This is a genomic window from Daejeonella sp., assembly GCF_017495225.1.
In the GTDB taxonomy this organism is placed as follows: Bacteria; Bacteroidota; Bacteroidia; order Sphingobacteriales; family Sphingobacteriaceae; genus Daejeonella.
In genome coordinates this window covers 239,211-251,348 of record NZ_JAFEIG010000020.1, presented here as the reverse complement: position 1 = coordinate 251,348, position 12,138 = coordinate 239,211, and the positions used below count along the sequence as shown (strand labels likewise).

General features: G+C 35.4%; 10 protein-coding genes. 4 read left to right on the top strand and 6 right to left on the bottom strand.

Annotated features, from left to right (window positions below):
- Positions 1-22: 22 nt before the first annotated feature.
- Together QZ136_RS08455 and pdxH are read right to left on the bottom strand one after the other, a co-directional pair.
- Positions 23-520, bottom strand: a complete 498-nt coding sequence (locus QZ136_RS08455; protein ID WP_291402927.1) for an NADH-quinone oxidoreductase subunit C — start codon at positions 518-520, stop codon at positions 23-25.
- Between the two features lie 8 nt (positions 521-528).
- Positions 529-1,182, bottom strand: coding sequence for a pyridoxamine 5'-phosphate oxidase (pdxH, locus tag QZ136_RS08450; protein ID WP_291402396.1), 654 nt, complete (start codon positions 1,180-1,182; stop codon positions 529-531).
- 313 nt (positions 1,183-1,495) lie between these two features.
- Here pdxH and QZ136_RS08445 point away from each other — a divergent pair, with 313 nt between their 5' ends.
- Positions 1,496-2,059 (top strand): YqgE/AlgH family protein, encoded by a 564-nt coding sequence (locus tag QZ136_RS08445; protein ID WP_291402395.1) that lies wholly within the window; start codon positions 1,496-1,498, stop codon positions 2,057-2,059.
- A gap of 153 nt (positions 2,060-2,212) precedes the next feature.
- Here QZ136_RS08445 and purE read toward each other — a convergent pair whose 3' ends face one another.
- Genes purE through QZ136_RS08425 form a run of 4 tightly spaced genes read right to left on the bottom strand, consistent with a single transcriptional unit; the run spans position 2,213 to position 5,009 of the window.
- The gene (gene purE, locus QZ136_RS08440) at positions 2,213-2,719 is read right to left on the bottom strand and encodes a 5-(carboxyamino)imidazole ribonucleotide mutase (protein WP_291402393.1); all 507 of its coding nucleotides are present in this window, start codon (positions 2,717-2,719) and stop codon (positions 2,213-2,215) included.
- 34 nt (positions 2,720-2,753) lie between these two features.
- Positions 2,754-3,893: a 5-(carboxyamino)imidazole ribonucleotide synthase gene (locus tag QZ136_RS08435; RefSeq protein WP_291402391.1), complete on the bottom strand. Its 1,140-nt coding sequence runs from the start codon at positions 3,891-3,893 to the stop codon at positions 2,754-2,756.
- Between the two features lie 43 nt (positions 3,894-3,936).
- The gene (locus QZ136_RS08430) at positions 3,937-4,419 is read right to left on the bottom strand and encodes an NADH-quinone oxidoreductase subunit B (RefSeq protein WP_291402389.1); all 483 of its coding nucleotides are present in this window, start codon (positions 4,417-4,419) and stop codon (positions 3,937-3,939) included.
- Positions 4,416-5,009, bottom strand: coding sequence for an NADH-quinone oxidoreductase subunit A (locus QZ136_RS08425; RefSeq protein ID WP_291402387.1), 594 nt, complete (start codon positions 5,007-5,009; stop codon positions 4,416-4,418). The genes QZ136_RS08430 and QZ136_RS08425 overlap by 4 nt, the downstream gene beginning before the upstream one ends.
- Positions 5,010-5,444: 435 nt before the next feature.
- Between QZ136_RS08425 and QZ136_RS08420 the strand changes: the two genes are divergently transcribed.
- From QZ136_RS08420 to QZ136_RS08410, 3 genes are all read left to right on the top strand, one after another.
- Complete coding sequence (locus QZ136_RS08420) at positions 5,445-7,739, top strand: Tex family protein (protein ID WP_291402385.1); 2,295 nt, start codon at positions 5,445-5,447, stop codon at positions 7,737-7,739.
- Between the two features lie 1,952 nt (positions 7,740-9,691).
- Positions 9,692-10,399 (top strand): hypothetical protein, encoded by a 708-nt coding sequence (locus tag QZ136_RS08415; protein ID WP_291402383.1) that lies wholly within the window; start codon positions 9,692-9,694, stop codon positions 10,397-10,399.
- Positions 10,400-10,830: 431 nt separating this feature from the next.
- Entirely contained in the window at positions 10,831-12,030 is a 1,200-nt protein-coding gene (locus QZ136_RS08410) for an NAD(P)/FAD-dependent oxidoreductase (protein WP_291402379.1), read from the top strand.
- Positions 12,031-12,138 lie beyond the last annotated feature (108 nt).

The following is a 12,138-nucleotide window of genomic DNA, read 5'->3' as shown; positions in this document are numbered from 1 at the left end:
TATTCTAATGCAAATGGGCAAATTAATTTATTTTAATTCCTTTATATTCCTCAGCAGCCTGATAATCTTTCCGCAAAGGATAGCCTTCCCAATCATCAGGAAGCAAGATTCTTCGTTGATCCGGATGACCTTCAAAATCTATCCCAACAAGATCAAATGCCTCACGCTCATGCCATTCTGCGGTCTTCCATACGTCTGAAACACTCTTAAAGCTGGGTAAAACTTCTAAATTGCGATCATGTTCAATTTCAACCTTTAAAACCAATTGATGTTGATGAGGAATGGATGCCAAATGATAAACAACCGAGAATTTATTGCTCTCAGGTCCATGGTCAACACCTGTAAGACAAGACAAGAAATCAAACCATGTTAATTGATTATCTCTCAATTCTTCGCAAATAGGCACAATGTAATCTGGATGAATAAATAAAGCAGGTTGTAAACCGCTTGTTTGACTATCCACAATTACTTTAGAACCAAATTTGTCGCTTAAAAGCGCATGTATTTCCTCAAAAGTCATCATTTGAATTAAGGTGCAAGTCTGACAATTTTCCAGGTCTTTTTATCTGCTTTTTTATAGACAATACGGTCGTGTAAGCGACTTGGGCGACCTTGCCAAAACTCAATTACCTGAGGTTTAACCAAGTATCCACCCCAGAATGCAGGCTTCGGAATTGTTTTATTTTCATATCGAGCCTCCGTTTCAGCCCAAACTTTTTCAATATCATCCATGCTATCAATCACCTGACTTTGCGGTGATGCAATAGCGCCTAATTGGCTTTTAATTGGTCTGCTTTGGAAATAACGCTCAGATTCTTCTTTGCTAAGCTTCTCAACGGTACCTTCAATACGTACCTGTCTGCCTAATTCAGCCCAATGGAAAACCAAGGCTACAACCGGATTTTTGGCCATTTCTTTACCCTTAGCACTCAAATAATTGGTGTAAAACATAAATCCACGCTCCTCATAACCCTTTAGTAAAACGATACGCGCAGAAGGCTTTCTATCAATGCTAGTGGTAGCCAAAGTCATGGCATTGGGTTCAAAAACTCCCGCTTCCATAGCCTCCTTTAACCAATGTCCAAACTGCTTGATGGGGTCTTTAGCAACGTCTTTTACCGTTAATTTCTCCGCACTATACTCCTGACGAAGGTTTTCTAATGTTTGTTTTTCTACTGACATAGTATAAATTAATAATCAGGATAATTACCCGATCTTCTCATTTATGCAAACTTAACAAATGCACCTTGTTATTCTATCATTTCATGAATTATTAGCTGTAGATTATTCAAAAGATTTTGACTATATTGATGTATTATCTAAAATTTATAATTTTTAGGGCGTTTTAACAGGCTGTCCGCTATATCTTTTTGGCTGAAGAAGCCAAAAAGGATGCCGCTTCCATCCTTAACGCAATCGCGAAATTTTGTATATAGATAATAAAAAGATAAAATATCTGTTTGATACTAAATCATTTCCTAAACTTAAAATTAATATGATTAGCCCAATTCAACCTCAAACTGGCTCTTTACTCATTTCTGAACCTTTTATGCTCGATCCTAATTTTAAGCGATCTGTGGTATTGCTCACCGAATTGGAAACTCTGGGTTCAGTTGGTTTTGTGCTAAATCAAAAAAGTGAATTCCTGTTAAGTGATCTTATTTCGGACTTAAAATGGGCGGATTTTCCAGTCTTTATCGGTGGACCCGTAGAGAAAGATAGTTTGCATTTTGTGCATCGCTGCTATGACCGACTACTTAGTGGTGCTAAAATTAAAGATGATTTATTTTGGGGAGGTAATTTTCATGATTTGAAAATCCTCATTGAAAACAATGAAATTAAGCATGATGAAATTAAGTTTTTTGTGGGTTATTCAGGCTGGAGTTCCGGACAAATAGATGCTGAAATTCTTGATAATGCCTGGATGGCAAGTAATGCCTATGATACAGAACTTGTATTTGTAGAAGATGAAGAAAACCTTTGGAGAGAAGCAATTATTGGCTTAGGGCCTAAATATGCGCATATCGCTAATTTTCCGGAAGATCATCGTTGGAATTGATTTCTTGATATAATTTGGCTAGGTTCTGGATATCAGCTTAGCTGTTTTATTTATGAATAAATTTATTCTCAATTTTGAAATCAAGATTCATTCAAAAAAACAATAAATATTAAAGACAGATTAATTTATGTGTAATTATTAACGATTGTCAAATTACCCTTCAATCTCTCTGGCACTTTCTTCCACTTTTTCTTTTAAACTTTGTTTGTAATCTAATAGTCTTTGAGAAAGATTAGCATCGGCAGTTCCAATAATCTGGGCTGCTAAAATACCTGCATTTTTTGCTGCATTTAATGCAACTGTAGCAACAGGAATGCCATTTGGCATCTGTAAAATGGATAGGATAGAGTCCCAACCATCAATTGAATTAGATGATTTTACAGGAACGCCAATAACAGGAATTTGAGTAATTGAAGCTACCATTCCCGGTAAATGTGCAGCACCACCGGCACCTGCAATAATTACTTTTAAACCTCTAGAAGCGGCACTTTTAGCATAATCAAACATACGCTCAGGGGTACGATGTGCAGAAACTACGGTCATTTCGAAGTTTACACCTAGCTCTTTTAAAATATCAGCAGCATCTTGCATGATATTTAAATCCGACTTGCTACCCATGATAATGCCTACCTGTATGTTTGAATTTGATGCTGCGCTCATGTTATTCTAGATTTTATATAAAATTGAATCTTAATTAAGATTTTACTTTAATTGTTCTTTGCACAAATTTAGCTTTTTCAATCGCTTTTTGACGATCTTCATCTAAAATCGTCACATGTCCCATCTTTCTGAAGGGTTTTGTGCTTTTTTTCCCATATAAATGAAGGTAAACTCCGTCTAAAGCCAAAGCTTCATTCAAACCTTCATATCTTGCTGGTCCCTCAAAGCCTTTTTCACCCAATAAATTGATCATTACCGCGTGATTAATGCTTCTAGTATCTCCTAAAGGCATATTAAATATAGCCCTAATTAATTGCTCATACTGGGAGGTATAATTGCCCTCAATACTCTGATGACCGCTATTATGTGGTCTAGGGGCAATTTCATTCACTAAAATCTTTCCATCCTTGGTTAGAAATAGCTCCACGGCTAAAATTCCTACAATTTTTAAACGTTCTGCAACCTTGATGGCAGTTTCATTTGCTAAGTCTAAGATTTCAGTAGATAAAGTTGAAGGAGAAATTAAAAACTCAACTAAATTGGCTTCCGGATTGAATTCCATCTCCACACATGGGAAGGTTTTTACTTTTCCATCCTCATTTCTAGCTACAATCACCGCCAATTCCTTCTCAAAGGGTATCCATTCCTCAATTAAACTCGGCTCATGAAAGGCTTTTTCTAAATCAGTCTCTGTTTTTATGCTGCAAACGCCTTTGCCATCATAACCATCACGACGTAATTTCTGAATGAAGGGAAAAGGAATATTGGCTTTAATTAAATCTTCTTTGTTTTTAAATAGCTGAAAACTAGCTGTTTCTATGTCATTCTCCTTGAAAAACTGCTTTTGTGTTCCTTTATCTTGAATCAAACGAATTACGCGCGATTGAGGATAAACTTTAACTCCCTCTTTTTCTAATTGTTCGAGGGCGTCTACATTAACTTTTTCAATTTCAATGGTTAAAATATCTAAATTCTTACCAAAATTATAAACGGTTTCATAATCGGTTAAAGAGCCTTGAACAAACTTTTCACAAAGGTCTTTACATGGAGCATTGGCATCAGGATCTAAAACATGACTGCTGATATTAAAATTTATGGATTCTTGAATCAACATTCTACCTAACTGACCGCCACCCAAAACACCCAATTTAAGCTCTCCGTAAAATTCTTTCATGAATAATTTAATTGTTTATATAAAATTTGTATCTATCTATTTATTAGCTATTTAACAAGCTTTCTTGTTCAATTTTTTTCTGTAATTCTAGTATCGCTCCAATCAATGCTTCTGGTCGTGGTGGGCATCCTTGTACGTAAATATCAACGGGAATAATACGATCAACACCCTTAACCACATGATAACCATGCTGCCAATATGGTCCGCCACAGTTAGAACATGAACCCATAGAAATTACATATTTAGGTTCCGGCATTTGTTCGTATAATCTTTTAATGCGTTCTGCCATTTTAAAGGTAACCGTTCCAGCTATAATGATTACATCGGATTGACGAGGCGAAGGGCGTGGAAAGACACCAAACCGATCCAAATCATAGGTAGATGCCATAGATCCCATCATTTCTATTGCACAGCATGCAATTCCGAAACTCATTGGCCATAGCGAAGATAAACGTGCCCAATTGAGCAAATCGTCAACCTTGACTACCATTACAGATCCATTTTCACTTTTTAACTCTAAACTCACGCGCTTGGTCTTTTAAATTTAGGTATAAATGCTGGTTTAGGCGCCGCTGGACTCATTATTTCAGCTTCTTTTTTGGCCTCCAATACTCCATTATTTAATGAAAATTCTTTAATTTGATATGTTTTATTGTTAAATTCTTGGTAGATGGAATATGGAATTTTGGCAGGTGAGCTTGGCATAAAAGGTTCAGGTTTAATCCAGCTTAAATCACCTTTTTTCCAAACATAAAGGAGTCCGATAAGTAAAATCCCAATAAAAATAAACATCTCTGTTAAGCTTAACCAGCCCCAACGTGGATCAGCAGCAATTAGACTTTCCTGTCCGAAAACGGTCGCCCAAGGGAAAATAAACACTATTTCAACATCAAAAAGCAAGAAAATCAATGCAACTACATAAAAACGAGAGTTGAATTGAATCCAAGAGCTTCCAGTAGGTTCTTCACCACATTCATAGGAGCTTAACTTCTCTGGATTAGGCTTTTTAGGTGCAACAAGCCATCCCAAAAAGAAAGTAAATAGAACGAACAATACACCCATGATCAAAAAGATGAATAGTTTACCGAACTCTGAAAGTTGTGTGGCTTCGTTCATTCCCCAAATTTATAAATAATTGAATGAATGCACCAATGTTTTTATCAGTTGGTAGTTGTCAGTTGTCAGTTGTCGGTTATCAGTTATCAGTTATGATTTATTAGTTGTCAGTTATCAGTTGGCTTTATCAGTTATCAGTTATCAGTTTTGGAGGGGAAATTAATATTTCTTTGCTTTATTAATTCTTAGAATCCGTAAAAATCAACCATTATGCGGGAGAATGATTTTATCCCTTGATCAGGAATTAGAAAATGAATTGTAGAGATTAAATTAAAACACTTCATTCTCTCGCATCTCAAATCTAATATCTCATGTCTCAAATCTAACATCTCACATCTCAAATCTCATGTCTCACATCTAATTTCTAATATCTCACATCTTTTTTTGAAATTCAAATTTATAGCCTCAAATTCGCAACAAATTCTACAGTTGAAAATGGCGATTAATAAAAATAAAAAAATAGCTTCCGAGCTTTCAGTAACAGAAAAACAGGTTCAAGTAACAATAAATTTGCTTGAGGAGGGGGGAACAGTACCGTTTATTGCGAGATATCGTAAAGAAATGACTGGAAGTTTAGATGAGGTTCAAGTAGCAGCTATCCGCGATAGAAATCAGCAGTTAGTTGAACTTGAAAAACGTAAAGAGGCTATTTTGAAATCCATGACTGAAATGGAAAAGCTTACTCCAGAGCTAGAAAAGCAGATTTTGGAAGCTGAAACCATGACTCTATTGGAAGATATTTATTTGCCATTCAAGCCTAAGCGTAAAACTAAGGCTTCTGTAGCTAGAGAGAAAGGCTTGCAAAAGCTTGCTGATTTTGTCATGGAGCAACATTCATCGGATATTGAATCGGAAGCTCTTAAATATATTAATGATGAAAAGGGTGTTTTAACCATTGATGATGCTCTTGCAGGTGCCAGAGATATTTTAGCCGAATTTATGGCTGAACATCCTGAAATGCGTGGTAAAATGCGTGAATTATTCCTTAATTCTGGGACTTTCCACTCCAAACTAATTAAAGGTAAAGAGCTTGAGGGACAAAAATACAAGGATTATTTCGATTGGTCGGAAGCCGTAAAAACAGCGCCATCACACCGTATTTTGGCTTTGAGAAGAGCTGAAAAGGAAATTATTTTAACTTTAGATATTGAGGTACCGGAAGAGGATGCACAATATCTTTTGGAATCGTTTTTTGTGATTGGTACCAATGCTGCATCAGAACAGGTGCGTCAAGCTGCTGCTGATGCTTTTAAGCGTTTGCTGAAGCCTTCCATGGAGACTGAAATTCGTCTTTTAACTAAGAAACAAGCTGATACAGAGGCTATTCGTGTATTTGCGGATAATGCACGTCAGTTATTGCTGGCTGCTCCTGTGGGACAAAAACGTATTATGGCTATCGATCCGGGATTCCGCACGGGTTGTAAATTGGTTATTTTGGATGAACAAGGTCAGTTGATAGAAAATACCAATATTTATCCCCATAATGGGAACGAATCGTCTAAAGAAGCTGAGAAAACTATTCGTTATTTAGTTGATAAATATAAAATTGAAGCCATAGCTATTGGAAATGGTACTGCTGGACGAGAGACCGAGACATTTGTTCGAGGAATGAAAATCTCTGACCTCATCGTAGTCATGGTAAACGAAAGTGGTGCTTCTATTTATTCTGCTTCTGAAGTAGCTAGAGAGGAGTTTCCTGATAAGGATATTACCGTTCGTGGAGCAGTTTCTATCGGTCGCCGATTAATGGATCCTCTTGCTGAACTTGTAAAAATTGATCCGAAATCAATAGGAGTGGGTCAATATCAGCACGATGTAGACCAAAATCAACTTCAAACTTCATTGGATGATACGGTTATTAGCTGTGTTAACTCCATTGGTGTGGAATTGAATACCGCATCCAAGCAGATTTTAGCTTATATTTCTGGTTTAGGTCCGCAATTAGCCCAAAATATTGTTGAATACCGTAATAAAAACGGTGCTTTTAAGCGTAGAAACGATTTAAAGAAGATTCCTAGACTAGGAGATAAAGCTTTTGAACAAGCTGCCGGTTTCTTGCGTATTCGAAATGCTGAACATCCTTTGGATAGTAGTGCGGTACATCCTGAGCGCTATGTTTTGGTTGAGCAAATGGCAAAAGACCTGAATTGTACGCTTGAAGATTTAATGAAAGATGATCAGCTTAGAAAAAGAATAAAACTTCAAAATTATATTAGTGAAACTGTGGGTTTGCCTACTTTAAACGATATTTTGAGTGAATTAGCTAAACCGGGACTCGATCCACGTGAACAATTTGAAGCATTTAGCTTTTCGGATGGAATAAATGCGATCACAGATTTATATGTGGGTATGACCTTACCGGGAATCATCACAAATATTACTGCTTTTGGAGCTTTTGTTGATATAGGTGTGCATCAAGATGGTTTAGTACACTTGAGTCAGATGTCAAATAAATTCATTAAAGACCCCAATGAAGTGGTGAAGGTGAGTCAGAAGGTAATGGTAAAAGTTACTGAAGTAGATGTTGCTCGTAAGCGTATTGCTTTGACCATGAAAACGGAGGAAAGACCTGCTCCAAGACCCAGACCGGTTGAACAAGCAAGACCTCAAGCAACTAAACCACAGGCGCCAGCTCCAAAGCCAATATTAAGAGCAAATAAAGTAGAATCTGATGAACCACAATCAGATTTGGCAATTAAATTGGCAGCATTGAAGGGGAAGTTTTTGTAGGAAAATAATTTTTGTTTTGTATTTTTTTATTTAAGATTTTTTGAGTCGAGTCTGGAGACTCTCAATATTTTTAATCCGTAGAGACCGCTGCGCTGAAACTGTACAACAGCTATTCTGTTAAATAGAAAATCAATTTTGATAATCGATGGAAAACTACGGACTGTGTGGGGCTGGTACGGTGACAACACCGACCAGAGGAACCTTGAAAAATAATTTTTCTTAATTTCTTAATGGTTTCATTGAATTTGAAAAGGACAGGTCGCGACCTGTCCCTACGTGTATAAATTATAAACATTAAGGAATTAAGGTTTATTAAGGAAACTATACAACATCCTTTCTGTTGTAATAGAAAATCAATTTCTGGAATCGATGGAAACTCTACGGACAGTGGGGGGAAATAGTCAAGGAAATTCTACAGTGGTAGAGGTTTGTAGGATTGAAATTATTGCTCGTTTGGTCGATATTGTCACCTTAGCAATTTTTAATGTTTTTTAGAGGACAGGTCGCGACCTGTCCCTACGTGTAAAAATTATAAACATTAAGGAATTAAGGATTATTAAGGAAAAGTACAACAGCTTTTCTGTTGTAACAAAAAATCAATTTTTGTAATCGATGGAAAACTACGGATTTTGCGGTTTTAATTAAGGTCCCTCACCTGCGGAAGGGCAGGTTTCGGTATGAAATTGATTTTTTAAGTGCTATGTACCTGACATCCCGAACGTATTTGCGCGCCATGCACCTGTCATCCCGAACGCAGTGAGGGAACTTATTGAGTGAAAGCAAAATTGTATCGTCCTAAAAAAAAAATAATTTTTGATTCAATTCTGCAATGCCTTAACTTTATTTTATTGTCCTAATTTGGGTTTACAATTTTATGGAGTTTGGACACTTCAATTATTTGCTAATTAGTTGTGACGCTGCGCTGAACTCTATGGATAGCAGAGCATCAAGGTAAATCTAATATTGTTGCTCCAGAAAAAAACCGTCCCAATTGGGATCTGGTTAAAGATGTATTACAAGGTAAGAAACCTTTAAATTCCATATCAAAAAAATGCCTACCAAATTTAAACTATGAGTAGTAAAATGATGAAGCGAATAATTACAAATCTTATATTGGCATTTATATTTTTACCAATACCAAAATTAATTTCAGACTATATCAGTATTGATATAAAAAACGATAATTCTATATATAGCGGGTCGTTTATTGAGTATGAAAAATTGATATTTACAACAACATTTTTCTTGGCACCTATGTTTTTCCTAATATTTGTGCTATTGCCTTATAATCTTGTTGTTATTAAATATAAACAAAGGCTTATTGTTAAAATGTGTCTATTTGAATTCATCTTGATAATTGTTTTCTTCTTGTTGGGTACATTTATCAATGTTTGGTCTTTTCCCTATTGGAAAAATATTTACTATTTGTTTTATTTTATTCCTTATAGCATTGTGTTTGCTAGCATAATACATTTTTGGGTAGATAAAAAGGAAGAATAAGCGTAACTAGTTGTTTAAGGACAATTAATTAGCAAAAAAACTTAGGCAAACTAACAAAACATTGTGTCTGGAGACTCTCCATATTTACTAATCCTTAATAACTCTTCATTATACTCTATACCTAATTGCCCATATTTTATGATAATTTTTGTAGTATTTAAATATTTTTTGTACTATTAAATTAATTTTTTAATTAATTATAAAGCAATGGTTGCTATTCAGGAGTTTTTAAATATTTGCTAATATTCAGATTCGCATGTGCTAAACTCTAAGTATAGGTGAAATTCCTGTATTTAATGTTGAAAAATTAATTATGAATCCCAATGCTTATGAAGAATAATCTTTTTTTAAAACTCTTTGGTATAATTATCTTTTTTTCTACTTGTACGGTATTAAATAAGAAGCAACAAAATTTAATTAGCGCGGTTAATGTTTACTCGAAAATGCCCTTTATGGATTCAGTTAGCGGTAAAGTGCTTGTTATGGAGGATAGTTGTTCAGTTTATTATTTAGATGATATGGTATTATATAGGGTGCCACTCGCTACTACAACTTATAAAAACATGACCATCAATAAAAATGGCGATACAACCAATTTTGTTGTAGATATGGATGATAATAATATTTTGGACGTAACAATTAGATATCGCAACCATTTATTTAAAACGAATGAAAAAAAAGGACTTATGTACGATTCTATCATGGTTGATACAGGAAAGGTTTTTGATGTAGCTAAGTTTTTAAATAAAAACACAAATTATAGAACAAATGCATTCAATAAAATGTCTCTTTTAAATGATCCTAACGATAAATTAGTTAGTGTTTCCAAAGATAAAAAAACGAATATTTTACATGAAAAATACGCGAGTATTAGCAAGCCTGATCAAACTTATTCTGATAGTACCTATTTGTATTATTTACCTCAAAAACAATTTAAAAATATTAACTTTTCTCTAAGTGAAAAAGTAGATAGCCTTAAAAAAAGAAAGTTTTTTCAGTTTAAACTTATTTATAATGCTGTCCCTAAAAATGATACCCAAAAAGTAGATTACCCAAGAAGAGAAATTATTTTAAGAATTAATGAGATAGAAGTAAAGAATCAGGATGAAATAGCTGCATTTTTTGAGCGATTTAAAAAGGACTCTAAATTGCTAAAATAAGTGTCGTTTTAAGCTTTTAAAACCTCAAAGAGGCTGTATCAAATAAAGCGATACAGCCTCTTTTGAATTTTAAATATTTGTTCCTTTGGTCGGTGTTGTACGTAGCAATTTCTATCTGTTTTTAGAGGACAGGACGCGACCTGTCCCTACGTTGAAACTATAATATTCCTTTAAAAATCATAAGAATCAATCTAATCATTCCAAATCACGGTTCAGACATTTTCCGTTTAATTTTTAGAGGACAGGTCGCGACCTGTCCCTACGTTCAAACTGTAATATTCCTTTAAAAATCATAATAATCAATCCAATCATTCCAAATCACAGTTCAGACATTCTCCGCCCAGCCTGATAACCGCCCAGCCTGATAACTGATAACTGATAACTGACAACTGCCAACCGACAAAACCAACCATTTCTCTTATCTTTACCCCATGAATCATTCATTCGATGCTGTAATAATTGGGGGTGGAGCTTGCGGACTCATGTGTGCTGTGCAGGCTGGCTATCTCGGGAAAAGAACGCTAATTCTTGAGAAGAATGAAAAAGTAGGGGCTAAAATCCTTATTTCTGGTGGTGGAAGGTGTAATTACACTAATTTATATGCTTCTGAGGTCAATTTTATTTCCGAAAATTTACATTTCTGTAAATCTGCTTTATCTCAATACACTGTTGAAGATACCATCAGTTTTTTTGAAAGTTTCGGCATTGATGGTCAAGAAAAAACATTAGGTCAGTTATTCCCTGAAAGTAATAATGCCAAAGACATTGTTCGTGTTTTTGAAACGCTTTGCGCAGACCTAGATCAAAAAATCATGACGAATGCCGAAGTTAAGGAGGTACAAAAATTAGATTCAGGCGAGTTTAAAGTTAGCTATTCACATCAAAATAAAATAAAGGAAGTCCTTGTTCCAAGCGTAGTTATTGCCTCCGGTGGATTGCCCATAGCTAAAATGGGGGCTACTGATTTTGGATTAAGGGTAGCACGCCAATTCGGATTAAAAATTACTGAAACTGCCCCAGCACTCGTCCCGCTAACAATAACTGGCAAAGACGCCGAATGGTTTGCCAAATTGAGTGGAAATTCAATTTTTTGCAAGGTTTCAAATGATCGCATCAGCTTTGAAGAGAATATTTTGTTTACGCATTGGGGGCTTAGCGGACCAGCAATTCTGCAGATTTCATCTTATTGGAAAGCAGGCGAGCAGATTAGAATTGATCTTCTTCCCAATCAAAATATTAGTGAACTAATTCAAAGTCAAAGAATGCAAAATGGACGTAAAACCTTACTTTCTTTGCTTTCTGACCTCTACACAAAGAAATTTGCTGAAGCTTTAGATAAGTACCTTCCTGTAGAAAAGAATTTAGCTTCCTTAACTAAGGAAGACTTGATTTTAATAGACCAAAAAATACACCAATTTGAAGTGAAGGCGGCTGGGGATAAAGGTTATGATAAAGCCGAAGTGATGAGGGGCGGAGTGGCTACAGATGAGCTTTCTTCTAAAACTTTAGAATCAAAAAAGGTACCTGGTTTATTTTTTGGTGGCGAATGCGTCGATGTAACCGGTTGGCTCGGAGGTTATAACTTTCAATGGGCTTGGTCGAGTGGATTTGTTATCGCACAAAATATCTAAGAACCTGGTTTGGAATAAGGAGCAAGGAATAAGGAGCAAAGATTAAGGAACAAAGATTAAAGACAAGATTACAGTAAACCTGAGATTTCTCTTCCCAGATGTCGTTAG

Bases quoted from the DNA above. Each gene is read 5' to 3' on its own strand.
- QZ136_RS08455 (WP_291402927.1), bottom strand. From the start codon at position 520: ATGACTTTTGAGGAAATACATGCGCTTTTAAGCGACAAATTTGGTTCT.
- pdxH (WP_291402396.1), bottom strand. From the start codon at position 1,182: ATGTCAGTAGAAAAACAAACATTAGAAAACCTTCGTCAGGAGTATAGT.
- QZ136_RS08445 (WP_291402395.1), top strand. From the start codon at position 1,496: ATGATTAGCCCAATTCAACCTCAAACTGGCTCTTTACTCATTTCTGAA.
- purE (WP_291402393.1), bottom strand. From the start codon at position 2,719: ATGAGCGCAGCATCAAATTCAAACATACAGGTAGGCATTATCATGGGT.
- QZ136_RS08435 (WP_291402391.1), bottom strand. From the start codon at position 3,893: ATGAAAGAATTTTACGGAGAGCTTAAATTGGGTGTTTTGGGTGGCGGT.
- QZ136_RS08425 (WP_291402387.1), bottom strand. From the start codon at position 5,009: ATGAACGAAGCCACACAACTTTCAGAGTTCGGTAAACTATTCATCTTT.
- QZ136_RS08420 (WP_291402385.1), top strand. From the start codon at position 5,445: ATGGCGATTAATAAAAATAAAAAAATAGCTTCCGAGCTTTCAGTAACA.
- QZ136_RS08415 (WP_291402383.1), top strand. From the start codon at position 9,692: ATGGATTCAGTTAGCGGTAAAGTGCTTGTTATGGAGGATAGTTGTTCA.
- QZ136_RS08410 (WP_291402379.1), top strand. From the start codon at position 10,831: ATGAATCATTCATTCGATGCTGTAATAATTGGGGGTGGAGCTTGCGGA.